The organism is Loktanella sp. PT4BL (genome assembly GCF_003201935.1).
Classification (GTDB): domain Bacteria; phylum Pseudomonadota; class Alphaproteobacteria; order Rhodobacterales; family Rhodobacteraceae; genus Yoonia.
This window is the reverse complement of record NZ_QJJL01000002.1, coordinates 843956-869060: the sequence shown is the minus strand read 5'-3', so window position 1 is coordinate 869060 and position 25105 is coordinate 843956. Positions and strand designations below refer to the sequence as shown.

The window sequence follows — 25105 nt, the reverse complement described above, 5'->3', positions numbered from 1 at the left end:
ACCACCTCTCACGAAAGGGTTTCACCCACCCCGCACCTCCCGCCACGCATCCTCATCCACCGCCTTCAACCGCGCGAGCGCCGCTTCGGCCTCGGCCCGCAGCGCCTCTTTCGCGCCTGCTTTCACCGTCTCGACCTCTGCCACCAGCGCGTCGATCTCGGGCAGGGGTGTGTCTGTCGCGGCCGAGAGCGCCTGCAGGGCCTCGAGCACTTTGCCGAGTTGCTTGCCGTAGCTCGCAACCTCGCGCACGACCTTTTCCTCGATCGCGGGGCTGCCTTTGATGTCGGGGGACAGAAAGCGCGGCGTGATCTCTTGTGTCACGTCACCGGAAAACGGCGCGCGGAAAATCGGGGACCAGATGTCAAACGGGGTCGGCATGGCAATACTCCTGATGAAAAATACCGGAAGTATCGCTGCAGTGCAGAAATTCTGTCAAGTGGGCAGGCGGGCTGCCCTTGCCCCGCCCTTAGAGCGAGCGGTCGATCGCCGCGCCCGCGTTGGTGATATCACGCCCAACCCCTTGAACGGTTTCACAAGCGGCAAGACCAAGGATGGCGATGATCAGGGCGATACGGGTCATGGAAGGCTCCTTCGAGAGTGATGTTTCCGCAATCCTAGCACTGCCCCCCGCCGTGGCAAGAGAGTGCATCGCGTATGTACAGGTTGTGTACACGTTGTGTACAGGATGTTTACGCCAGAAATGCGCTGACCGCCGCCGTGAACTCGCGCGGCTTTTCCGCGTGCAGCCAGTGCCCCGCGCCGGGAATTTTGGCAAAGATCGCACCCGGGAAAAGCGCCTTGATCTGCGGCCGTGCCTCGCGCTGGACATAGGGCGAATTGGCCCCCGACAGGAAAAGCGTCGGCCCGTCGAACTGCCCAGAAATATCCGGAAACCCGATGATCTTGTCCATCTCGGCGGCCAGCACATCCAGATTAAGCCGCCAGCGTTTCTCTTTTATATCAAGGCTTTGCAGCAGAAATTCCGCCACCCCCGGTTCCAGCCCTGTCAGTTGCGCCTTGGCGTCCCCGCGGGTCTCGATACCTGCCAGATCAACCGCGCGCATCGCCGCAATCGGCCCCATCTGGCTATGGGTATAGGTCACCGGCGCGATATCGGCGACAACCAGCCGGTTCACCAGCGCAGGCTGCGTCAGCGCCAGCACCATCGCCGCCTTACCCCCCATGGAATGTCCAATCACATCAGTGGGTTGCGTGATAACCTCGCCCAGATCCGCCGCCATGTCGGGATAGCTGTGGCTGTCATACCACGCGCTGCCCGCATGATTGCGCATATCAACGGTGATCACAGGTCGCGTGGCCGACAACCGCTTGGCAATCACCCCCCAGTTCCGCGCGGACCCGAACAGCCCATGCGCGATCAGCAAAGGTGTGCCCGCAGGCCCGTCATATGTCACCGTGTTCAACATGCATCTACTTGCTACCTGTCTGTGCCATCGGGTGCCAGAGGGATTGAGCAAATTTCCGACACGCACTAACGGTGGCCCCATGGCAGAAACGATGCGTCAAATGGTGGATGAGGTGCGTGCCGCGTTGCAGGACAAGCTGCGCGTGCGCGGGCGTACGTTGGATGCGCAGATCCGCAGGGCAGGGCGCCAGTTGCCTCGCCACGTCCGCAATGATGCCACCTATCTGGCGCAGGCCGTGGCGCTGAGTGACAACCCCAAACTTGCGCGCATGATCGATATGGCCAAGGCAAAAAAGGCCCATCGCAATATACTGGCCCATCTGGAAACGGTCGATATTGGCGCGCAAAGACGCAACGCCGCACTGAATATGCTGGCATCGGTCATGTTTGCATTGCTGATGACGGGGGTTTTGCTGCTTGGCGTGCTGTGGGTGCGCGGGTTTATCTAGGCAGCGGGGGTGCGCCCGGCGTTGCCGCCGGGCTGCTTGATCTTTTACAGGTTCGGATAAATCGGGAAGCGGTCACAGAGCGCTTCGACTTCGGCGCGCACTTTGGCTTCGACGTCACCGTTGCCGTCCTCACCATTGGCGGCAAGACCTTCGGTCACTTCCACGATCCAGTCGGCGATCTGGCGGAATTCAGGTTCGCCAAAGCCGCGTGTCGTACCGGCAGGGGACCCCAGACGGATGCCGGATGTGACCATCGGGCTTTCCGGATCAAAGGGGATGCCGTTTTTATTGCAGGTGATATGGGCGCGCTCCAACGCCTTCTCGGTCGCGTTGCCTTTGACGCCTTTGGGGCGCAGATCAACCAGCATCAGGTGCGTGTCGGTGCCGCCGGTGACGATATCAAGGCCACCTTTCATCAACTGGTCGGCCAGCGCCTGCGCGTTTTTGACAACCTGTTCCTGATAGGTCCTGAATTCAGGGCGCAGCGCCTCGCCAAAGGCGACAGCCTTGCCTGCGATCACATGCATCAGAGGCCCGCCCTGAATGCCCGGGAAGATGGCCGAGTTGAACTTTTTCGCCAGCGCCTCGTCATTGGTCAGGATCATGCCGCCGCGGGGGCCGCGCAGGGTTTTGTGCGTTGTCGTTGTCGCGACATGTGCGTGCGGGAAAGGCGAGGGGTAGAGGCCAGCGGCCACAAGACCTGCGAAATGCGCCATATCCACCAGAAGGTAGGCCCCGACGCTGTCCGCGATTTCGCGCATTTTTGCAAAGTCGATGATGCGCGGAATGGCCGAGCCACCGGCGATGATCAGCTTGGGCTGATGTTCGGTTGCCAGTTCCTGTACCTGATCATAATCCAGCAGGCTGTCCTGCTGACGCACGCCGTACTGGATGGCGTTATAAATCTTGCCTGACTGGTTCGGTTTTGCACCATGTGTCAGGTGGCCACCCGCATCAAGCGACATCCCAAGGATGGTGTCGCCCGGTTTGATCAGCGCCTGAAAGACACCCTGGTTGGCCTGAGACCCGGAATTTGGCTGCACATTGGCAAAGCTGCAGCCGAAGAGTTCGCAAGCGCGCTCAATGGCGAGGTTCTCGGCCACATCCACGTGCTCGCAGCCGCCGTAATAGCGCCGGCCGGGGTAGCCTTCGGCGTATTTGTTGGTCATCACGCCGCCTTGCGCTTCCATCACGGCGGCACTGACAATGTTTTCCGACGCGATCAGCTCAATCTCTTTGCGCTGGCGTTTCAGCTCCGCCTGCATCGCAGCGTGCAGTGCTGGGTCGCGTGTTTCCAGTGTTTCGGTGAAAAATCCGTTGTCGCGGACAGTGACGTTCATGGGTGCATCCCCCCTAAAGGTGCCAAAAAATAACAGACTTGCGCCCTCTTACCCTAGGTCGTGCCGCGCCAAAAGCATCAAAACGACCAAGATGTTTATGAGCGCGCCATTAAGGGTTTCGTATCGGCGGCTTGCGTTTCGGGTCCGATCACCGCACAACTTATCGGAACTGAAAGGTTTTTATGTCATGCCGCGCCCCAAGATCGCCTTTGTCGCCAGTCCTGTGCCGATTGCACAAAACGCCTTGCGCGCTTTGGCCGCAAAGCATGGGGACGTGCCGCAGGATGAGGCTGATGTGATCGTTGCCCTCGGGGGGGATGGTTTCATGCTCCAGACCCTGCACGCCACACAGGGATTGGATGTGCCGGTCTACGGGATGAACCGCGGCACTGTCGGGTTCTTGATGAACGAATATCACGCCGATGATTTGCAGACGCGGCTGGATGAGGCCGAGGAAGAGGTGATCAACCCGCTGACCATGACAGCGCTGACCGTTGATGGCGCGATGCATGAGGCGCTGGCAATCAACGAGGTGAGCCTGTTGCGCGCGGGCCCGCAGGCGGCGAAACTGCGGATTACTGTGGATGGCAAGCTGCGCATGAACGAGCTTGTTTGTGATGGCGCGCTGGTCGCAACACCTGCGGGGTCAACGGCCTATAACTACTCCGCCCACGGGCCGATCCTGCCCATCGGGTCGGACGTTCTGGCGCTGACGGCGATGGCCGCCTTCCGCCCGCGCCGCTGGCGCGGGGCGCTGTTGCCGAAAAAGGCCGTGGTGCGGTTTGATGTGATTGATCCGGGCAAACGCCCCGTGATGGCCGATGCCGACGGGAAATCGGTGCGCAACGTGGTGAGTGTGGAAATTCATTCAGAGCCCAGCATCCGCCACCGGATCCTGTTTGATCCGGGGCATGGGCTGGAGGAACGGTTGATCAGGGAGCAGTTTGCCTGAACCCACGGGCCATGAGGCGCGGATGGAGAACTGCAATGCGAACACAATTGCCTTCTTCGTTTCACACAACGACACCCCCAAAGCACAACCGGCCCGCGCCTCGGGCGGCACATTCGGCGCGAAGCCACCATGCGCGACTTAACCGCCCGCATACCCTAACGGCTTCAGCGCTTCCTTGATCTCGTCCAGAATCGCCGGATCATCAATCGTCGCGGGCATCTTGAAGTCTGCCCCATCCGCGATCTTGACCATTGTTCCGCGCAGGATCTTGCCAGACCGTGTTTTTGGCAGACGGTCCACCACGGCGACCAGTTTGAACGCAGCCACAGGGCCGATCGTATCGCGCACCCGTTTGACGCAGTCTTTCACGATCTGTTCCGGCGTCGTTTCGCAGCCTTTGTTGAGGCAGACAAACCCCATGGGCAACTGCCCCTTAAGCTCGTCTGTCACCCCGATCACAGCGCATTCACCGATGTCGGGATGCCCCGCGAGCACCTCTTCCATCGCACCCGTCGAAAGCCGGTGCCCCGCCACGTTGATCACATCATCCGTGCGCGCCATGATATAGAGGTACCCGTCCTCGTCGATCATGCCTGCATCGCCGGTTTCATAGTAACCCGGGAAGGTCGTCAGGTAGGATTTCACAAAGCGGTCTTCGGCGTTCCAGAGCGTCGGCAACGTGCCGGGGGGCAGGGGCAGTTTGACAGCAATGGCACCTAATTCGCCGGGTTTCATCGGGTGGCCCGCTTCATCCAGAATTTGCACGTCATAGCCCGGCATCGCGACAGTGGGCGAACCGATCTTGACGGGCAGCGCCTCGATCCCCGCAGGGTTGCCCGCGATGGTGTAGCCGGTCTCGGTTTGCCACCAGTGGTCATAGACCGGCACGCCCATAATACGCTGGGCCCATTGAATCGTGTCAGGGTCCGCACGCTCACCTGCCAGATATAACGCGCGCAGGCCGGAAATATCGTAGTTCTTGATCAACTCGCCCTTGGGGTCCTCGCGTTTGATCGCGCGGAAGGCCGTGGGGGCGGTGAAGAAGGATTTGACGTTATATTCTTCAATGACACGCCAGAAGGTGCCTGCGTCGGGTGTGCCTACCGGCTTGCCCTCGAAGACGACGGTGGTGTTGCCGTGGATCAAGGGCGCGTAGCAGATATAGGAATGGCCCACGACCCACCCCACATCCGAGGCGGCCCAGAAAACTTCGCCGGGATCGACGTTGTAGATCGCCTTCATCGTCCAGTTCAGCGCCACAAGGTGGCCTGCGGTGGGGCGCACAACACCTTTGGGCGCGCCGGTCGTGCCCGAGGTGTAGAGGATATAGGCGGGGTGATCGCCTTTGACGGGCACACATTCAGCAGGTTCAACACCGGCCTGAAACCCGTGCCAGTCGTAATCACGCCCCTCGATCAAGGCGGCAACTTCCTGTTCGCGTTGAAAGATGACGCAGAAATCGGGCTTGTGCGTCGCCATCTCAATGGCCCCGTCCAGCAGAGGCTTGTAATGCACGACGCGCCCCGGCTCGATCCCGCAGGACCCCGCGATGATCGCCTTGGGGGTGGCGTCATCAATGCGCACTGCCAGTTCGTTTGCCGCAAAGCCACCAAAAACAACCGAGTGGATCGCGCCCAGTCGCGCACAAGCCAGCATCGCCTCGAGCGCTTCGGGGATCATCGGCATGTAGATGATGACGCGGTCACCTTTCTCGACGCCTTTGGCGCGCAAGGCCCCCGCAAGCGAGGCCACGCGCGTCTGCAATTCGGCATAGGTGATCGTGTGCTTGGTATGGGTGACGGGGCTGTCGTAGATAATGGCCAGCTGTTCGCCACGCCCGTTTTCCACATGGCGGTCTACAGCGTTATAACAGGTGTTCACCTCGGCATCGGTGAACCAGCGGTAAAGCGGGGCCTTGCTGTCATCAAGCGCCTTTGTCGGGGGGGTGACCCAGTCGATTGACTTGGCCTGCTCCATCCAGAAACCTTCCGGATCGTTCTGCCACGCGCCATAAACCTCAGCATATCCCATGTCGTCCTCCCAAACGTGTTGGCAGGATTGTTAAGGTTCGGGTCAGGCCTCTGCAAGCATCGCTGCGGCGCAAATGACCGATCTAGTCAAAAACTTAACTAGCCGTAATGCGCCACGGGCGTCCCTGCGATGGCGGACATGTTCAAAAGACCGCGCGCGGTGATCGACGGTGTCACAATATGACAGCGGTTGCCCATGCCCATCAGGATCGGCCCGACTTCAAGCCCGCCACCCTTCATCTTCAGGATATTGCGCACGCCAGAGGCTGCATCTGTGTTGGCAAACACAAGCGTATTTGCCGCACCGGGCAGGTGCGCCGCAGGGAAGACGCGATTGCGCAGTTCCACGTCCAAAGCGGCATCGACATGCATTTCGCCCTCATAAGCAAAATCACGCGGTGCGCTGTCGAGGATTTCCATCGCCGCACGCATCCGGCGTCCGCTGTCGCTTTCAAGGTTGCCGAACTGGCTATGCGAACACAGTGCGATTTTGGGATCGACACCAAAGCGGCGCACGTGCCGTGCCGCTCCGATCACGGTCTCGGCGATTTGGGCGGGCGTTGGTTCGGGATGCACTTGGGTGTCGGCAATAAAGAGCGGGCCATCCTCAAGGATCATCAACGACAGGCCCGCAATGGGGTGATAGCCGTCAGTGCCCAGCACCTGACTGACGTAGTTGAGGTGCCAGAGATACTGGCCGAATGTGCCACAGATCATGCTGTCAGCCTCGCCGCGTTGCACCATGACGGCGGCAATCGCGGTGCTGTTGGTGCGCATCACGGCCTTGGCCAGATCAGGGGTCACCCCCCTACGGGCCATCAGATCGTGATAGGTGCCCCAATAATCCCGATAACGCGGGTCGTCCTGGGGGTTCACGATGCTGAAATCCACACCCGGTCTGATTTTCAGGCCTGCGCGTTCGCAGCGTGCCGCGATCACCTCGGGACGGCCGATCAGGATGGGCGTATCTGTGGTTTCTTCCATAATCGCCTGAGAGGCACGCAGCACGCGCTCGTCCTCGCCCTCGGCAAAGACGATCTGGCGGGTGACTGTGCGCGCAGCCTCGAACACAGGACGCATGATCATGGCGGATTTGAACACGGAACCGTCAAGTGCCGCCTTATAGGCCTGCATATCGTCGACAGGGCGGGTGGCGACACCTGTTTCAATCGCGGCACCGGCCACGGCGCTGGCGACAACACCCATCAGGCGCGGATCAAAGGGTTTCGGGATCAGATAATCGGCCCCGAAGGTCAGTTTCTCGCCTTGATAGGCCGCTGCGGCCTCGGCGCTTGTTGTGGCGCGGGCAAGTGCGGCGATGCCTTCGACGCAGGCAATCTTCATCTCGTCGTTGATCTCGGTCGCGCCAACATCCAGCGCCCCGCGGAAGATGAAAGGGAAGCACAAGACGTTGTTGACCTGGTTTGGAAAGTCGCTGCGCCCCGTGGCGATGATCGCGTTGGGGTTCACTGCGCGGGCTGCTTCGGGGTCAATTTCAGGGTTGGGGTTGGCCAATGCAAAAATGATCGGGCGCTCGGCCATTTTGGCAACCATCTCGGGCTTGAGAACGCCAGGTCCGGACAATCCAAGGAACAGGTCAGCGCCTTCAATCACTTCGGCCAGCGTTGCAGGCGTTGTCCCTTGGGCGTATTCGGCCTTTTGTGGCGTCATGTCTTTTTCGCGGCCTTCGTAGACAAGGCCCTCGATATCGCAAAGGTAGACATTCTCGCGCTTCACGCCCAGTTTCAGCAGCATATTCAGACAGGCAATGCCCGCCGCACCGCCGCCCGTGCTGACGATCTTGATCTCTTCGAATGTTTTGCCAGCGATCCGCAAAGCATTGGTTGCCGCGGCACCTACGACAATTGCTGTGCCATGCTGGTCATCGTGGAAAACGGGGATATTCATCCGCTCGCGGCAGATTTTCTCGACGATAAAGCAATCAGGGGCCTTGATGTCTTCAAGGTTGATCGCGCCGAATGTCGGCTCGAGCGCGCAGACGATATCGGCGAGCTTTTCCGGGTCGGGTTCATTCAGTTCGATATCAAAGCAATCGATATTGGCGAATTTCTTGAACAGAACCGCCTTGCCTTCCATCACCGGTTTGGAGGCCAGCGCACCGATGTTGCCAAGGCCCAAGACGGCCGTGCCATTTGTGACAACCGCCACCAGATTGCCGCGCGAGGTATAGTCGCGGGCGGTGTCGGGATCATTCTTGATCTCGATACAGGCCTCGGCAACACCGGGGGAATAGGCGCGCGCAAGGTCGCGGCCTGTGGCCAGCGGCTTGGTGGCGCGGATTTCGAGTTTTCCGGGCTTGGGGTACTTATGATAGTGAAGTGCGGCCTCTCTCAGGCTGTCTTTTGCATCGTCTGTCATAGCGTCCTCCAAATATGGTTTAACGTTAAACCATTTTCCCTTGTCCCTACGGAAAGCACAGCGCGGGGTCAATTGCGTAGCGCCTACTCTTGCAAATATTTTGCGACAAGGACAGGGTGCAAAAGATGACAGAGTTGAATGAAATACGCGCCGAACTGTGCCTGCCGACAACAGACCTGCGGGCTGATCTTGGATTTTTCGGCGGCACCTTGGGGATGCGGCTGGATATGATTTATCCTGCCGATGACCCCTCCGTGGCGGTTTATTCCGGTCACGGTGTGCGGGTGCGGCTTGATCAAGGCACCGGCGATAGCCCTGGCCTTTTGCGTATTCTGACGGATGATGCAGGATTTGCGGATGGGCAAAAGACGCTGACATCCCCGGGTGGCACACGGGTTGAGGTGCATCCGCTGCACCCGCCCTTGGAACTGCCGCCAACCGATCACGCCTTTGTCGTTCGCCGCCTTGCGGATCAGGCCCCTTGGGTGATTGGCCGCGCAGGGATGCAATACCGTGACCTGATCCCGACCCGATTGGGCGGGTCGATAATTGCCAGCCATATTCGTATTCCAGACGGCGGGCCGGTTCCGGATATGGTGCATTTTCACAAGGTCGGGTTTCAGTTGATCTTCTGCTACCGTGGCTGGGTCGATGTGGTCTATGAGGACCAAGGTCCCCCGATCCGCCTAACCGCAGGTGATTGCTTTATCCAGCCCCCCGAAATCCGCCACCGCGTGCTGGAAGCCTCGGACGGGATTGAAGTGATCGAAATCGGTGTGCCCGCAGAACACATCACCGAGATTGATCACGACATGACGTTGCCGACACCGCACCTGCGGCCTGATCGCGAATGGCAGGGACAGAAGTTTGTCTTCAACGAAGGGGCAAAGGCCGCGTGGGAGCCTGCCCGCCTGCCAGGTTTCATCGCGCGTGACACGACAATTGCGACAAATACGAAAGGCGTTGCAGGTGTACATGTCCTGCGCAAAGGCGCGGGCGACCCGGTTTGGTCCAGCCATGATGCCGACATCCATTTTACTTTTGTGATGGAAGGCACGATGACATTGGAAGGAGAGGGCAAAGACCCGTTCACTTTGTCCCCCGGTGATGCCTTTGTGATCCCTCCGGGTATGCAGACGCGCTATGCCGATCCTTCGGATGATCTGGAGCTACTTGAAGTAACCTTGCCGGGCGTCTTTGCAACGACCTAAGCCTCTTGCATCCGCACGCGGTCCGTCACACTCTGGACACCATCAATACCGGAGGTCTCATGTCATTGATTGATCACGCGCGCGCGGTACGCGAAAACGCCTATGCGCCATATTCGAAATTCAAAGTCGGGGCGGCGCTGCGGGCGACCTCGGGTGCTGTACATGTCGGCTGCAACGTCGAGAACGTGGCCTATCCCGAAGGCACCTGCGCCGAGGCTGGCGCGATTGCCGCGATGATTGCGGCAGGTGATACTGCAATCGCCGAAATCGCTGTCATCGCCGACAGCCCCAAACCCGTCAGCCCCTGTGGCGGATGTCGCCAGAAAATAGCTGAATTTGCCAAGGGCGACGTCAAAGTGACCCTTACGACAACCGATGGCATCGTGCATGAAACCACGGTCGCGACCCTGTTGCCGGGCAGTTTCGACGCAGACTATATGAGCCGCGTCTGACATGGACGCCCGTGCCATCATCGCCGCTGTCAGGGACAAGAAGGCCCCCACGCAGGAGGAACTGACATGGTTCGCCAAAGGGTTGGCCAGTGGTGCGGTAAGTGACGCGCAAGCGGGTGCTTTTGCCATGGCGGTGGTGTTGAACGGGCTGGGTGATGCGGGGCGCACGGCGCTGACGATCGGGATGCGTGATAGTGGCGACGTGATGACATGGGATTTGCCGGGCCCAGTGATTGACAAACATTCAACCGGTGGTGTGGGCGATTGCGTGTCGCTGATCCTCGCGCCGGTGCTTGCGGCCTGCGGCGTCTATGTCCCGATGATTTCAGGGCGTGGTTTGGGGCATACCGGCGGCACGCTGGACAAGCTTGAAGCGATCCCGGGTGTGAACATCAACGTCTCTGAAAAGCAGTTGCGCCTGATCACCCGCGAGGTGGGTTGCGCGATTGTCAGTGCGACCGGCCAGATTGCCCCTGCCGACCGCCGCCTTTACGCGGTCCGCGATGTTACGGCGACCGTCGAGAGCATTGATCTGATCACAGCGTCGATCCTGTCCAAGAAGTTGGCGGCGGGGCTGGATAGCCTGATACTGGACGTCAAATGTGGTACGGGTGCGTTTATGAAAACGCATGATGAGGCGCGTGCGCTGGCACGGGCGCTGGTAACTGCCGCCAATGGTGCGGGTTGTACCACGGCGGCAATGATCACGGATATGAATGAACCTCTGGCCCCCGCGCTGGGCAATGCGGTCGAGGTGGCGATCTGTATGGAGGTGCTGGCGGGCAATACAGAGGTCGCACCGCGGCTCTATGACCTGACTGTCGGGCTGTGTACCCAGCTTTTGATGATGCAGGGCGAAGAGACCGCTGCTGCCGTGCAGCGTGTCAAGGAGGCCCTGAGCAGCGGTGCCGCGATGGAGCGGTTTTCCCAGATGATTGCAGCCTTGGGCGGCCCGCCCGATATGGCGCAGGACTGGCATACGCATTTGCCCAAGGCGCCCGTTGTGGGCGATGTGACTGCGCCTGCGTCGGGCTATATCTCGGCCATTGATGGTGAGGCGCTGGGCCTTGCGGTCGTGGCCCTCGGGGGCGGACGGAATGTGGAAACCGATCAGGTCGATCCGGCGGTGGGTTTAACCGAGGTCGTCCGGCTTGGTGCAAAAGTTTCGCGCGGCGATCCACTTTGCGTGGTCCATGCCGCTGATGAGGATGCGGCCATTGCCGCTGCGATGGCGGTTCAGGCCGCCATGACAATCGGTGAGGCGGTCACCCCCGGCCCGCTGGTTATTGAAGGAATGACCTGATGGCACGCGCCTTTTTGATCGTCATTGACAGCGTCGGGATCGGCGGGGCACCGGACGCGGACCAGTTTTTCAATGGTCAACTGCCCGATACAGGTGCCAATACCGTCGGTCACATTGCGCGGGATGTCGGCCTCAATGTGCCGACACTTGAGGCGCTGGGTCTGGGAGCTGCGGTAAAGCTCGCGTCGGGCGAGGCAGCGGTCGGTCTGGATGCCACCCCAACAGGCGCATGGGGCGCAGCAACGGAAATCTCGCGCGGGAAGGATACGCCGTCAGGCCATTGGGAACTGGCCGGTGTGCCGGTGCCGTGGGACTGGCATGTGTTTCCCGATACCGATCCTGCCTTTCCACCGGAGCTTACTGCGCTGATCTGTGAATTGGCGGGCACCGAAGGTATCCTGGGCAATCGTCATGCATCGGGCACGGCGGTGCTGGATGAAGAGGGCGAAGCACACCTGCGCACGGGTTGGCCGATTTGTTATACATCGGCCGATAGCGTGCTTCAGATCGCCGCCCATGAAGAGGCGTTCGGGTTAGAGCGGCTGATCAAGCTCTGCCATGACCTTGCCCCCGCCGTGCATGACATGCGGGTCGGGCGGGTCATCGCCCGTCCGTTCCTTGGCGAAGTCGGCAATTTCAAACGCACCGCCAACCGCAAGGATTTCGCCATCGCGCCGCCGGCGCCTACGATTTGCGATTATGTCCATGATGCAGGGCGCACTGTACATGCCGTCGGAAAAATCGGCGACATCTTCTCGATGCGTGGGATTGATGATCTGCGCAAAGGGCGGGATGCGGCCCTGATGGGGCATATCCATGATCTGGCGGACGAGGCGGCGGACGGGGATTTTGTTTTTGCCAATCTGGTCGAGTTTGACAGCGAATACGGACATCGGCGCGACGCGGCTGGATACCGCGACCATTTGCAGTGGTTTGACGGGGAACTGGCGGCACTTTTGCCCAAACTCAAACCCGATGATCTGTTGATCGTCACCGCAGACCATGGCAATGACCCCACATGGGCCGGCACCGATCACACCCGTGAACGTGTTCCGGTTTTGGTGCATGGCTTGGGTGCGCGCGCGCTGGGCCAGCTGCAATTTGTCGACGTGGCCGCCACCGTTGCCGCCCATTTGAATGTGCCTTACGCAGGCCAAGGAAAGAGCTTTCTATGAGTTTTCGCACCCTCCCCAAAGTCGAGCTGCATACACATCTCGAAGGTTGCGCGCCGCCGGATTTTATCAAAGGGCTGGCTGCGGAGAAGAAGATCGACATCAGCAAGATATTCACGGCCGACGGCGGCTATGCCTTTCGCGATTTCGACCATTTCCTGAAGGTTTATGAGGCCGCTTGCACGACGTTGCAAACGCCCGAGGATTTCCGCCGCCTCACCATGGCTGTGCTGGAAGAAACGGCATTTCACGGTGTCGTCTATATGGAGACTTTCGTGTCACCTGATTTTTGCGGCGGTGGCGATCTGGCGGCGTGGAAAGACTATCTTGCCGCGATACAAGATGCGGCAGCCGAAGCGGACGAAAAGCTGGGGATTACGCTGAAAGGGATCGTGACAGGCATCCGCCATTTCGGGCCCGAGGCCTGCAAACCCGCTGCGCGCTGTGCGGCTGAAACCTTTGGCGACTTCATCGTGGGCTACGGCATGGCCGGTGGTGAGATGGTCGGTCGCCCCGGTGATTACAGTTACAGCTTCGATATGGCCCGCGAGGCTGGAATGCCGTTGACCTGCCACGCGGGTGAATGGGGTGGGGCGGCAATGGTGTCTGAAACCCTGCGCGATTTGCAAGTGGCGCGGATCGGCCACGGGATCGGGGCGATAAGCGATCCTGCCCTGATTGAAGAGATCGCCGAGAAGGAGATCGTGCTCGAGGTCTGCCCGGGCTCGAATGTGGTTTTGAAAGCTGTCAAAGACTGGGACAGCCACCCGATTGCGAAACTGCGTGACGCCGGTGTGAAGGTGACTGTTTCAACAGATGACCCGCCCTTCTTTCACACGACAATGACCGACGAATACGAGATGCTGCACCGCACCTTTGGCTGGGATGAAGACGATCTTAAATCCCTGAATGAAACGGCACTTGCCGCAGCCTTCTGCGATGACGCCACCAAAGCCCGCATTGCCAAAAGACTGGAGCCCACCCCATGACCGAACACGTCACACACGTCACCCACCCGTTGGTCCAGCATAAGCTGACACTGATGCGCCAAAAGGATACGTCCACAGCCGTTTTCCGGCAGTTGTTGCGTGAGATCAGTCAGTTGCTGGCCTATGAGGTGACCCGCGACCTGCCGATGACAACCAAACGTATCGACACGCCGCTGGAACCCATGGATGCGCCGGTAATTGACGGCAAGAAGCTGGCACTTGTGTCGATCCTGCGGGCGGGGAACGGGCTTCTGGATGGGGTATTGGAATTGATCCCGTCTGCCCGTGTCGGTTTTGTCGGCCTTTACCGCGATGAGGAAACACTCAAGCCGGTACAGTATTATTTCAAGGTACCAACAGAACTAGAGGACCGTTTGGTCATTGCCGTCGATCCGATGTTGGCAACCGGCAATTCCTCTGTTGCGGCAATTGATTTGTTGAAACAGGCAGGGGCAACAAATATCCGGTTCCTTTGCCTGCTGGCAGCCCCCGAAGGGATTGCGCGCATGCGCGAAGCCCATCCCGATGTGCCGATCGTGACAGCCGCGATCGACAGCCATCTCAACGAGAAGGGCTATATCGTGCCCGGGCTCGGCGATGCCGGTGACCGGATGTTCGGGACAAAGTAACGCCTAGATATTGCAGATATTCTGTAGGCTGACCCAGTCGCTATCTGTCAGGATGAGGGGGACGGTCTGGCCGTCAAGCGGATCAGGGCCGATTTCTGGCATCGTGCCACTGCGGGCATCTACGGCAGCCAAATAAGGGGTCTGGGGTATCTGTGCCGCCGCCAGCGTTTGACGCAGAAGCGTCGGATCTGGTGTCGCGGCAGCGCCCGCCAATAGCATTGCCGCATTGTCGCGCAGGATTGCGTCCGGAACTTCGCCGGTTGTCAGCAGGCGGAATGTGGTGCCAAGCCCGGCCTGTTGCAGCAAGGCTTCCAGCGGATCCATGTGCAGGACCGAGGCGCGCGCGGCAAGAATAAAACCCGCCGCAACCGCCGGATCATCCGAAAGCTGCAATACCCCGTAATCCAGTGCGACGATGCCACCCGGCAAAGCCAACGCGCCCTGCGCAAGCGCGGGTACCACAATGATCCGCGCTGCGGTTTGCGGCCCGAAAAGCCGCCGTGCCAGACGTCCCGCCGCAGCATTTGCCCGTGGCGACTGACAGGCCGCACCGGTGTCTTCCTGCACATAGCCCAGAAGTTTCGTTCCGATCTCCATGCGCTTGGGGGCTGGCACCACAGCAAGGGTCTGCCGTGTCAACGCACCGGGTAGCCAGAAGATGGCCAAGAGCAGGGTTACAACGATCAGACCGGCCGTCAGCCAATGGCGCAGTGTTCCCGGATGGGGCCGCGACTTTGCCAAGGCCTTGCGCACCTCCTCGATCGCCTCGATCATGGTGCTGTCAGCAATCTCCAGTATCTCGCTGGCCTCTTCGTCTGGCGCGTAGATTGCGGGCGTCTCCTCGGGGTTTTGCCGGATCAACGCAGGCAGCGACCAATGGGCCAAAGGACGCCCCGTAGCATCTGCAATCACAAGTGTCGCATCGCCGAACGACAGCGTGACATCACGACGCTGCCCTTCCGGCTCAGACCGCCAGAGCGCTTCGCTTTCCAGCCGTACATATCGGTCCAGTGCCGTCATCTGCTCTTATGCCCTTTTGGTAACAGAGTACTGATTTCGGACTGGGTTGTCATGTCGGAAACAACCAGCGGGTGGCATCATGCGGAGCACGACCTGATGCCTCCGGCGGAAGTTTGATTGGACATGGAAAGTGGAAAGGTTGCGCGCTGGCCGGTTGCCCGGTCCAGGCTGATCTTTTCAGATCCCCGCCAGCGCGACTTTCCACGTCACGGTCATCAACGCTTCCGCCTGTACCGTAGCCGCGAGTCTAGAGTTGCTTGGTTAACGAAGCCTTGATTTTCCATGTCCAATCAAACTTCCGCCGGAGGCATCCTGCCGCCTGCCTAAAACGTCTTCGCCAGATTGCGCAGCTCAAACTTCTGGATTTTTCCGGTCGAGGTTTTGGGCAGTTCCTGGAACACGACTTTCTTGGGGCATTTGAACCCTGCCAACCGCGTCCGCGTGAAAGCGATGATGTCTGCTTCTTCCGCGCTGGCGCCATCCTTCAGTTCTACAAAAGCACAGGGCACTTCGCCCCATTTGTCGTCCGGTTTGGCAACCACTGCACAAAGGTTCACTGCCGGATGGTGCATCAGCGCGCCCTCGACTTCGACCGAACTGATGTTCTCACCGCCGGAAATGATGATGTCCTTGGCACGGTCGGAAATTTGCATCGCCCCGCCCGGGTGCTGGATTGCGAGGTCCTCGGAATGGAAATACCCGCCAGCAAAGGCCTTTTCCGTGGCTTGGGGGTTCTTGAGATAGCCTTTCATCACAGCGTTCCCGCGCATGACGATCTCGCCCTGTGTCGCTCCGTCACGCGGGACTTGCCGCATGTGTTCATCGACCACGGTCACATCTTCCATGATTGGAAAGCCGACGCCCTGGCGTGCCTTGATCGCCGCCTGGTCGGCTTCGGGCAAGCTATCCCATGCGTCTTCCCAGATGCATTCGGTGACATGCCCGTAGGTTTCGGTCAGCCCGTAGACCTGTTTCACGTTGAACCCCAGTTTGCCGATCGCGGCCAGCGTTGCAGGGGCAGGGGGCGCGCCGGCAGTAAAGACCTCAACCACATGATCAAAGGCGCGGCGTTCGGCGTCTTTCGCGTTTACCAGCAAATTGAGCACAATTGGCGCGCCGCCAAAATGCGTAATCTTTTCATCGCCAATCGCGTCATAGATTGCCTTGGCCGTTATGTCGCGGCAACAGATCGCAGTGCCGCCCAAGGCCGGTAGCATCCACGTGTGGTTCCAGCCATTGCAGTGAAAGAGCGGGACGATTTGCAGGTAGCGCAGAAAGAGCGGTAACTCCCAGCTGATCGGTGTACCCATCGTCATCAGGTATGCACCACGGTGATGATAAACCACGCCTTTGGGGCGGCCGGTGGTGCCGGATGTATAATTGAGCGCGAGGCTTTCCCATTCGTCCTGTGGCAGGATCCAAGCAAATTCGGGATCTCCTGTCGCCAGAAAATCTTCGTAATTCTGCTGCGCGCCCATTGCATGGACCCCGGCCTGATCATCAGGCACTTCGATGATCAAGGGGGCAGGGCCCTCCATTATGTCGATTGCGGCCATGGCAAGCGGCAGGAACTGGCTGTCTACCAAAGCGACCTTCGCTTCGCCGTGGTCAAAGATATAGGCCACCGTATCCACATCCAGACGGGTGTTGATCGTATTCAGGACGGCACCACAGGCGGGAACACCAAAGGCTGCTTCGGATTGCGCAGGGATATTGGGAAGGAGTGTTGCCACGACGTCACCCGGTTGCACACCAACCTTGGTCAGCGCCGAGGCCAACCGCGAGACCCGCCGGTAATATTGGGCATAGGTTATTCTGGTCTTGCCATAGACCACCGCTTCACGATCAGCAAAGATCAGTGCGGCGCGCTGCAAATGCGACAAAGGCGTCAGCGGGACATAGTTCGCCGCCCGCTTCTCAAGCCCGGTTTCATCGCGCATCCAACCCATGACATGATCCTCCCGCAGATTGTCTTTGGACGGCGAGTATTGCGCTATGTTGTGGACTTGGAAAGTGGGAATTGGCCTGCGAGGGGTCCGCGGGATTGCCCTCCGTACATCAATACTTAGCTATAATACTAAATATAAATTTGAAGGCAGCGCTGTGTGTCGAAACTCTCGCCTTGAAATACGCAATTCAAAGCATTGATTATGATAGAAAAATACTATGGCGCACCCCATGGGTGGGGTGCGCCATAATCGTTCAGGCCGCTTGGGCTGCTGCGCTGAAGCGCTTGTAGAACTCTTGCCCTTTATCAGCCATTTCACGCAAAAGAGCAGGTGTTGTGAAACGTGCGCCGAATTCTTCGGTCAGTTGATCACACCGCTCCGCGGCATAAGGCGCGCCGATGATATCCAGCCAGCTGAACGGGCCACCCGACCATGGTGCAAAGCCCCAGCCCAAAATCGCGCCGACGTCGCCTTCGCGGATGTCCTCGAGAACGCCTTCTTCCAACGCGCGGACCGCTTCGAGGACCTGTGCGAACAGCAGGCGGTGCTGGACCGTGATCAGGTCAGGCTGTTCATCGGCTACAGGGTACTGTGCGCCAAGCCCATCCCACAGACCCAGACGTTTGCCCTTGTCGTCGTAGCTGTAGAAGCCCGCGTTGGATTTGCGGCCCAGACGGTTCTGATCAAACATCCAGAACAGCACCTCGTCCACCTCACCATCAGGATAGGCATCGCCCATCGCGGCTTTGGTCGCCTTGGCGATCTTCACGCCCAGATCGACAGAGGTTTCATCGACCAGTTGCAGCGGTCCTAGCGGCATGCCGACCAGTTTGGCGGCATTTTCGATCAGGGCCGGTTCCACCCCTTCCTTCACCATCCGAATACCTTCGTTGATGTAGGGAATGATGCAGCGGTTGGCGTAGAAGAACCGTTCGTCATTGACGACGATCGGGGTCTTCTTGATCTGGCGCACATAGTCGAGCGCCTTTGCTACTGCCACGTCTCCGGTCTCTTTACCCTTGATGATCTCGACCAGCAGCATCTTGTCCACAGGGCTGAAGAAATGGATGCCGATAAATTTCTCGGCATCCTTCGATGCCTTAGCCAGTTCGGTGATCGGCAGGGTCGATGTGTTGGTTGCGAAGATGCAGTCAGGGCCGGTTACGGCTTGCACCTTGGCTGTGACTTCTGCTTTGACACCCACGTCTTCGAACACCGCCTCCACGATCAGATCGCAGCCCTTGAGCGCGTCATAATCGGTGGTGGCATTGATCAGGCCAAGGACGGCGTCTTTCTTCTCTTGGGTCACTTTCTTGCGGGCCATGCCTTTGTCGAGATGTGCCTCGGTATAAGACTTGCCCTTGTCTGCGGCCTCTTGCGTACTGTCGATCAGGACAACTTCGATGCCAGCCAGCGCCGAGACCAGCGCAATGCCCGCACCCATCATGCCCGCGCCGATGACGCCCACTTTTTTGACCTTCTGGTCGGGGGCTTCGGGACGGTTGGCACCTTTTTCCAAAGCTTCCTTGTTGATGAAAAGGCTGCGGATCATGGCTGAGGACGAGGGGTTCATCAGGACATTTGTGAACCAGCGCGCTTCGATTTTCAGGGCCGTGTCAAAAGGTACCAGCGCCCCTTCATAGACAGCCGACAGCAGGGCCTTGGCCGCAGGGTAAACGCCCTGGGTCTTGCCGTTGACCATTGCCGATGCGCCCACGAAGGTCATGAAACCGGCAGGGTGGTATGGTGCGCCGCCAGGCATTTTATAGCCCTTTTCATCCCATGGTTTGACGATATTCGGCTCGGAAAGAACCCATGCTTTCGCAGCGGACAGCAGTTCGCCCGCAGGAACCACCTCGTCAATCACGCCAGCCGCTTTTGCCTTTTGCGGGTCGTTCAGTTTGCCCTCAAGCAAGAGCGGCGATGCGCCCATTGCGCCCAGCTTACGCGACAGACGTGTCGTGCCGCCAGCACCGGGGAAAATACCGACCATGATTTCCGGCAGGCCGATCTTGGCCTTGGGGTTGTCGGCAGCAAAAATGCGGTGACAAGCCAGCGGCACTTCAAGGCCGATGCCAAGGGCTGTGCCGGGCAGGGCGGCTGCTATGGGCTTGCCGCCTTTATTTGTCTTGGGGTCCATGCCTGCGCGTTCGATCTTGCGCAGGATCGCGTGCATCCCCATCAGGCCGTCAAACAGGCCGCGCGCAGGATCGTCTCCTGCGCTGTCTTTCATCTTGGCGATGATGTTCAGGTCCATACCGCCCGCAAAAGAGCCCTCCTTGCCGGATGTGATGATGACACCCTTGATGCCGTCATCTGCAAGCGCCTGATCAATCAGTGCGTCCAGATCGGTGAACCCTTGCTGGTTCATCACGTTCATGGATTTGCCTTGCGTGTCCCAGACAATCGTTGCGACGCCATCGGCGTCAGTGGTCATGGTAAAGTCGGTCATTTCATTCTCCAAATCCGGGAGGTTATTGTTCAGTCCGCGCCGGGCGCGGTGTATCTTTGAGTGTGGCGCCTTGGCGAAAGGCCATCGCCTGCCACGAGGTATCGTTGATGGCATTCTCGGACGATGTGACCCGCCATGTACCTTCGATGAATTCCAAGGTTGCCCAGACCTCATAGGGATCACGCAACCGGTTGCCGTTGCGCAATAACTCGGTGGTGTGTGACGCGATGATTTTAGTTGGCGTCAATACCGCAGCACCGGTGCAGATCCGGATGAAATCGGTCACACCAAGCCCTTTCAGGTAACCGCGAAACGCGTCAAAGGCCTCTTTCATCTGGGCACAGGTCGTGATCAGCTGCTCATTTCCCTTGGTGCTGTATCGATGGGGGACATGTAAGGCGTTCTGAAAAGCGTCGAAATCATTCTCGAAATAGGCAGCGCAGATTTTGTCCAGCAGGTGCTGGTAAATTTCGACTGCCATTTCTTCGGTGATTTCTGACGCCATTGCTTATACCCGCTCGATAATCGTCGCGGCCCCCATGCCGGATGCGATGCAAAGGGTGGCAAGGCCTGTGCCTTGGCCCGTGCGCTCCAGTTCGTCCAGCAATGTGCCGATGATGATCGCACCGGTCGCGCCCAGCGGGTGACCCATCGCGATGGAACCGCCGTTGACGTTGACCTTGCTGTTGTCCACATCAAAGGCCTGCATGAAGCGCAGCACGACCGAAGCGAAAGCTTCGTTGACCTCGAAAAGATCAATGTCGCTGATGCTCATGCCGGAATCCTTGAGGATTTTTTCGGTCACAGGAACAGGCCCGGTCAGCATGATCGTTGGATCGGTCCCGATCTTGGCAGTCGCCTTGATCCGCGCGCGCGGTTTGAGGCCCATCGCCTCGCCCCATTCCTTGGACCCGATCAGAACACCAGCGGCGCCGTCCACGATCCCCGAAGAGTTGCCCGCATGGTGGATGTGGTTGATCCGCTCCAGATGCGGGTACTTCATCAACGCAACCTTGTCGAAGCCGGGCATGACTTCGCCCATGGCCTGAAACGCAGGGTTCAGTGAACCCAGTGTTTGCATGTTCGTCTCGGGGCGCATGTATTCGTCGTGATCCAGAATGGCCAAACCGTTGATATCGCGCACAGTGACGACGGATTTATCAAAGCGCTTGTCGTCCCAAGCGGCTTTCGCGCGCTTCTGGCTTTCCATCGCAAGCTGGTCGGCATCATCACGGCTGAATCCATATTCGGTGGCGATGATATCGGCAGAGATGCCTTGCGGGACAAAATACGTCTCCATTGCAATCGACGGATCAACGGCAATGGCCGCGCCATCCGAACCCATGGCAACACGGCCCATCATTTCAACGCCGCCCGCGATATAGGCCTGACCTGCACCGCCCTTCACCTGATTGGCGGCAAGGTTCACCGCTTCCATGCCCGAGGCACAGAACCGGTTGATCGCGAGGCCGGGGATGGACTGATCCAGATCCGATGCCAGCACGGCCGTGCGCGCAAGGCAGCCGCCCTGTTCGCCAACTTGCGTGACGTTGCCCCAGATCACATCTTCAACGGCGTGACCTTCGAGGTTGTTACGCTCTTTCAGCGCATTCAACACGCCCGCGGACAGGCGCGCGGATGTCACCTCGTGCAGGCTGCCGTCCTTGCGGCCCTTGCCGCGCGGGGTGCGGATGGCATCATAGATATAGGCTTCGGTCATAGTGTCCTCCGGTTACGCAGGCGCAGGAAAGGCGCGCTGCATCAATTCATAAGGTGGTTTCCAACCGGGCTGGGCGGCGATGGCATCAAGCCAGCGGTTGATATTGGGGTAATCGGCACGGTCAAATGTGAACGGCTCGGGGTAAAACAGGTAGCCTGCGCAACTCAGGTCGGCGACGGTGATGTCATCACCGGCAAGCCACGCGTGATTGCTCAACTGGTCGTCAAGCGTTTTGAGTGCGCCGGCCAGACGCCCCGCCAGAAAGGCGATGACATCGGCATTGCGTTTCTCTTCCGGCAGATAGTTCATTTGGAACCGCAGAATGCCTGCAATGCTCGAGACTTTGTGGTTGTCAAAGAACATCCACCGCAGCACTTCACGGCGTGCATCAGCGGAACGGCCGCCCATTTTGCCTGTCTTTGAGCTGAGGTAATCAAGGATCACGCCCGATTGCGTCAGGGTCAGTTCACCGTCTTCCAGCACGGGCGCTTCGCCCATAATGTTGAGTTCGCGGTATTCCGGGCTGCGGCTTTCGCCTTTGAAGAAGTCGACGAAAACCGGCTCCCACTCGACATCCATCATCGAGAGCGCCATCGCGACCTTGTAGGAATGGCCACTTTCGCCAAAGCAGTGCAATTTCATCATGTCGTGCAGGCCTCCCAACCCGATCGCGGCTACGGTTGTTTCCGCAGCGGACAAAGGCGCGTCAAAAGCGACGCGCCTTTGTCGAGCCTAGAAGTTTGCAGCTTCTAACGCCATGACAGTCTCGCCGCCGGTGTTGATGCGTGCGAGGTGCATCGCAGTGGCAGGCAGTTGGCGGGCCATATAGTAGCGGCCGGTCGCGATCTTGGTTTCATAGAACGCGGTGTCGGATGCGCCGCTTTCAAGTGCTTCCATTGCCGCTTTCGCCATGCGCGCCCACATCAGGCCAAGGCAGACGTGGCCCATCATGTGCATGAAGTCATATGACCCTGACAGCGCGTTGTTCGGCTTGGTCGCGTTTTGCATGAAGTACATGCCGGCAGCTTGCAAATCCTTTGACGCCGCTTTGAGTGGAACCAAGAAGTCCTTGTTCAGGGCCTCATTGCCTTCGTTTTCCTTGATGAAGGTTTTGACCATCTCAAAGAAGGCCATCACATGCTTGCCGCCATCCAGCGCCAGCTTGCGACCCACGAGGTCAAGCGCCTGCACGCCGTTCGCGCCTTCATAGATCATCGCGATCCGCGCATCACGGGCGTATTGGGACATGCCCCATTCTTCGATGTAGCCGTGGCCGCCGTACACCTGCTGTGCGGCTGTCGCGTATTCAAAGCCCTTGTCGGTCAGGAAGCCTTTGATCACAGGCGTCATGAGAGAAATCAGGCCATCGGCGTCTTTGTCCTGGTTTTTGTGGGCCCGGTCGATCAGGTAGGCCCCCCAGAATGTGAATGCGCGTGCACCTTCTACAAAGGACTTCTGGTCCATCAGGTTACGGCGAATATCAGGGTGCACGATCAGCGGATCGGCGGGGCCGTCAGGGTTCTTGGCACCGGTCACATCGCGCCCTTGCAAGCGGTCGTTGGCATAGGCAACCGCATTCTGATAGGCCGCTTCCGCTTGCGCATAACCTTGCAGGCCCACGCCCAGACGCGCTTCGTTCATCATGGTGAACATAGCGCGCATGCCCTTGTGTTCCTCACCAACAAGGAAACCGGTCGCCTCGTCATAGTTCATCACGCAGGTCGAGTTGCCATGGATGCCCATCTTTTCTTCGATCTTGCCCACGGACACGCCGTTGCGCGCACCCAGCGAGCCATCATCGTTGACCATGAACTTTGGCACGATGAAAAGCGACACACCTTTGATGCCCTCAGGCCCGCCCTGAATTTTTGCAAGAACAAGGTGGATGATGTTTTCCGCCATGTCGTGCTCACCAGCCGAGATAAAGATCTTCTGGCCAGAGATTTTGTAAGACCCGTCACCGTTCGGCACAGCCTTGGTGCGCATCAGGCCCAGATCGGTGCCGCAGTGCGGTTCGGTCAGGTTCATTGTGCCGGTCCACTCGCAAGTGGTCAGCTTTGGCAGGTAGGTCTGCTTTTGCGCGTCAGACCCGTGCGCATAGATCGCGGAATAGGCGCCGTGTGTCAGGCCCTGATACATGTTGAACGCCATATTCGCGGACACAAAAGGCTCCTGTGCCGCTGTGTGCATGACATAAGGAAGGCCCTGACCGCCATACTCGGGGTCACAGTCCATCGCGGTCCAGCCGCCGTCTTTCATCTGCTGGAATGCTTCCTTGAAACCGGTTGGCGTGCGTACAACACCGTTTTCCAGCACACAGCCCTCTTTGTCGCCGACCACGTTCAGCGGATGCAGCACTTCAGAGGCCACTTTGCCCGCCTCTTCGACCACAGCGGCGGTAAAGTCGCGGTCAAGGTCCTCGAAACCCGGAATGTCCTGTTCACTGACTTTCAACAGGTCATGCAGTACAAACTGGATGTCTTTGGTGGGTGCATTGTAGCTTGGCATCTGTAGTCTCCGGTTGGTCGTTTTGGGGCTTCACCTAGGTGTCAGGCAGCAGCCGTTTTTTCTTTGGCCAGTTGGGCAAGCTTTTCAGCGCCCCACGCCATCTGTTCTTTCAACTCGCCAATCGCCTCTTCCAACTCGGCCTTCTGGGCCTCCATGTCGGCAAGGTGGCGTTCAGCAAGAACGTAGGTCTTTGACAGTTGCGCTTCTTGCCCGTCGTCCATGTGGTAGAGGTCAAGCAATTGGCGGATTTCTTCCAACGAGAAGCCAAAGCGTTTGCCGCGCAAAATCAACTTCAGGCGCGCGCGGTCGCGTTTGGTGAAAAGGCGGCGCTGGCCTTCCCGAATTGGAAAAAGCAGTTCTTTGGCTTCGTAAAAACGAAGCGTGCGTGGTGTGACATCAAAGGCGTCACACATCTGACGGATATTCAATGTATCGGTCGTCATCACTCATATCTTTCTGTGCATGGGGTTAACGAATGCCACGCAACTGCAAAGGATATAGACAGCATACAAGTAAAGTTGACGCGCACGTAAACGTAACGTGGCGTCACGGTTCGGTTGACGAAAGGTCAGGAAAGGTGACGCTGGGTGATGCGCAATAAAAAAACGGGGAAAACGCGGCGTTTTTCCCTCTAAACCGTAATTTTTACTGGTGTTGCTGAGTCGCGTTGACGGGCGCTGTCGCCTATCCGAGGGTCTTTGCCGTCTCGTCCCGCAGGTTCTTGAGTTCGGCAATCGTATCTTCAAGCTGCTTTTTCTGCTCGGCAAGCTCGACCAGTTGCTTGTCCGCCAGTGTCACCCATTCGTGCATCTGCGCCTCGGTGCCCTCATGTTCGTAGATCAAGAGCCATTGGCGGATATCCTCCAACGAAAAGCCGAACCGCCGTCCGCGCAGGATCAGTGTCATGCGCGCAAGTTCTTTTGCGCCATAAAAGCGCGACCGTCCTTCGCGTTCGGGCCGCAAGAGTTCGATATACTCATAGTATCGCAAAGTGCGCGGTGTGACGTCGAATTTCGCGCACATCTCTTTAAATGACAGCCGTGTTTCGGACATCTGCTTCTCCCTCGGCGCAATGGTAGCGGCAACAAAGAAACGGGGCAATATGGATTGCTAGCCACCAGGCG

The 25105-nt window shown here is 58.8% G+C and carries 23 protein-coding genes; 8 read left to right on the top strand and 15 right to left on the bottom strand.

Translation table 11 applies throughout. From position 1 onward, the window contains the following. Nucleotides 1–21: 21 nt before the first annotated feature. The 3 genes from C7964_RS09190 to C7964_RS09180 form a co-directional block, all read right to left on the bottom strand. Nucleotides 22–378: a hypothetical protein gene (locus C7964_RS09190; protein WP_110279337.1), complete on the bottom strand. Its 357-nt coding sequence runs from the start codon at nt 376–378 to the stop codon at nt 22–24. Nucleotides 379–466: 88 nt separating this feature from the next. Further along, complete coding sequence (locus tag C7964_RS09185; protein ID WP_055291933.1) at nt 467–580, bottom strand: entericidin A/B family lipoprotein; 114 nt, start codon at nt 578–580, stop codon at nt 467–469. A gap of 109 nt (nt 581–689) precedes the next feature. After that, nucleotides 690–1427, bottom strand: a complete 738-nt coding sequence (locus C7964_RS09180; protein WP_110279336.1) for an alpha/beta fold hydrolase — start codon at nt 1425–1427, stop codon at nt 690–692. A gap of 79 nt (nt 1428–1506) precedes the next feature. On the opposite strand from C7964_RS09180, the gene C7964_RS09175 reads away from it, so the two are divergent. Beyond that, nucleotides 1507–1875, top strand: a complete 369-nt coding sequence (locus tag C7964_RS09175) for a hypothetical protein (RefSeq protein ID WP_110279335.1) — start codon at nt 1507–1509, stop codon at nt 1873–1875. A gap of 44 nt (nt 1876–1919) precedes the next feature. Here C7964_RS09175 and glyA read toward each other — a convergent pair whose 3' ends face one another. Then, nucleotides 1920–3215 (bottom strand): serine hydroxymethyltransferase, encoded by a 1296-nt coding sequence (gene glyA, locus C7964_RS09170; RefSeq protein WP_110279334.1) that lies wholly within the window; start codon nt 3213–3215, stop codon nt 1920–1922. A 187-nt stretch (nt 3216–3402) separates the two neighbouring features. Here glyA and C7964_RS09165 point away from each other — a divergent pair, with 187 nt between their 5' ends. After that, on the top strand, nt 3403–4167 hold the full coding sequence (locus tag C7964_RS09165; protein WP_110279333.1) for an NAD kinase: 765 nt from the start codon (nt 3403–3405) through the stop codon (nt 4165–4167). 138 nt (nt 4168–4305) lie between these two features. Here C7964_RS09165 and prpE read toward each other — a convergent pair whose 3' ends face one another. Both prpE and C7964_RS09155 read right to left on the bottom strand, forming a co-directional pair. Continuing rightward, nucleotides 4306–6198, bottom strand: a complete 1893-nt coding sequence (gene prpE / locus C7964_RS09160; protein WP_110279332.1) for a propionate-CoA ligase PrpE — start codon at nt 6196–6198, stop codon at nt 4306–4308. A gap of 98 nt (nt 6199–6296) precedes the next feature. Continuing rightward, the gene (locus C7964_RS09155; protein ID WP_110279331.1) at nt 6297–8576 is read right to left on the bottom strand and encodes an NADP-dependent malic enzyme; all 2280 of its coding nucleotides are present in this window, start codon (nt 8574–8576) and stop codon (nt 6297–6299) included. 125 nt (nt 8577–8701) lie between these two features. Here C7964_RS09155 and C7964_RS09150 point away from each other — a divergent pair, with 125 nt between their 5' ends. Genes C7964_RS09150 through upp form a run of 6 tightly spaced genes read left to right on the top strand, consistent with a single transcriptional unit; the run spans nt 8702 to nt 14332 of the window. Further along, on the top strand, nt 8702–9787 hold the full coding sequence (locus tag C7964_RS09150; protein WP_110279330.1) for a cupin domain-containing protein: 1086 nt from the start codon (nt 8702–8704) through the stop codon (nt 9785–9787). A gap of 5 nt (nt 9788–9792) precedes the next feature. After that, complete coding sequence (locus C7964_RS09145) at nt 9793–10239, top strand: cytidine deaminase (RefSeq protein ID WP_110279329.1); 447 nt, start codon at nt 9793–9795, stop codon at nt 10237–10239. Between the two features lies 1 nt (nt 10240). Then, a complete protein-coding gene (locus C7964_RS09140; RefSeq protein ID WP_110279328.1) occupies nt 10241–11542 on the top strand; it encodes a thymidine phosphorylase in 1302 nt (433 codons plus the stop codon). Continuing rightward, on the top strand, nt 11542–12717 hold the full coding sequence (locus C7964_RS09135; RefSeq protein ID WP_110279327.1) for a phosphopentomutase: 1176 nt from the start codon (nt 11542–11544) through the stop codon (nt 12715–12717). The genes C7964_RS09140 and C7964_RS09135 overlap by 1 nt, the downstream gene beginning before the upstream one ends. Further along, nucleotides 12714–13703: an adenosine deaminase gene (locus C7964_RS09130; protein WP_110279326.1), complete on the top strand. Its 990-nt coding sequence runs from the start codon at nt 12714–12716 to the stop codon at nt 13701–13703. The genes C7964_RS09135 and C7964_RS09130 overlap by 4 nt, the downstream gene beginning before the upstream one ends. After that, nucleotides 13700–14332 carry a uracil phosphoribosyltransferase gene (gene upp, locus C7964_RS09125; RefSeq protein WP_110279325.1) on the top strand — a complete coding sequence of 211 codons (633 nt, stop codon included), beginning with the start codon at nt 13700–13702 and terminating at the stop codon, nt 14330–14332. Before C7964_RS09130 ends, upp begins: the two co-directional genes overlap by 4 nt. 3 nt (nt 14333–14335) lie before the next feature. On the opposite strand, the gene C7964_RS09120 is transcribed toward upp, so the two are convergent. The 9 genes from C7964_RS09120 to C7964_RS09080 all read right to left on the bottom strand — a co-directional run bounded on the left by C7964_RS09120 (nt 14336) and on the right by C7964_RS09080 (nt 25034). Next, a complete protein-coding gene (locus C7964_RS09120; RefSeq protein WP_110279324.1) occupies nt 14336–15352 on the bottom strand; it encodes a hypothetical protein in 1017 nt (338 codons plus the stop codon). A gap of 323 nt (nt 15353–15675) precedes the next feature. Beyond that, nucleotides 15676–17301, bottom strand: coding sequence for an AMP-binding protein (locus C7964_RS09115; protein ID WP_110279323.1), 1626 nt, complete (start codon nt 17299–17301; stop codon nt 15676–15678). A gap of 253 nt (nt 17302–17554) precedes the next feature. Next, a complete protein-coding gene (locus tag C7964_RS09110; protein ID WP_110279322.1) occupies nt 17555–19753 on the bottom strand; it encodes a 3-hydroxyacyl-CoA dehydrogenase NAD-binding domain-containing protein in 2199 nt (732 codons plus the stop codon). Between the two features lie 22 nt (nt 19754–19775). Further along, nucleotides 19776–20258, bottom strand: a complete 483-nt coding sequence (locus C7964_RS09105) for a hypothetical protein (protein WP_110279321.1) — start codon at nt 20256–20258, stop codon at nt 19776–19778. A 3-nt stretch (nt 20259–20261) separates the two neighbouring features. After that, the gene (locus C7964_RS09100) at nt 20262–21473 is read right to left on the bottom strand and encodes an acetyl-CoA C-acetyltransferase (protein ID WP_055291963.1); all 1212 of its coding nucleotides are present in this window, start codon (nt 21471–21473) and stop codon (nt 20262–20264) included. Nucleotides 21474–21485: 12 nt separating this feature from the next. Next, complete coding sequence (locus tag C7964_RS09095; protein WP_110279476.1) at nt 21486–22115, bottom strand: glutathione S-transferase family protein; 630 nt, start codon at nt 22113–22115, stop codon at nt 21486–21488. Between the two features lie 90 nt (nt 22116–22205). Further along, entirely contained in the window at nt 22206–23981 is a 1776-nt protein-coding gene (locus tag C7964_RS09090) for an acyl-CoA dehydrogenase C-terminal domain-containing protein (RefSeq protein WP_110279320.1), read from the bottom strand. Between the two features lie 41 nt (nt 23982–24022). Further along, nucleotides 24023–24424: a MerR family transcriptional regulator gene (locus C7964_RS09085; RefSeq protein WP_055291968.1), complete on the bottom strand. Its 402-nt coding sequence runs from the start codon at nt 24422–24424 to the stop codon at nt 24023–24025. Between the two features lie 241 nt (nt 24425–24665). Then, entirely contained in the window at nt 24666–25034 is a 369-nt protein-coding gene (locus tag C7964_RS09080; RefSeq protein ID WP_110279319.1) for a MerR family transcriptional regulator, read from the bottom strand. Between the last annotated feature and the right edge of the window lie 71 nt (nt 25035–25105).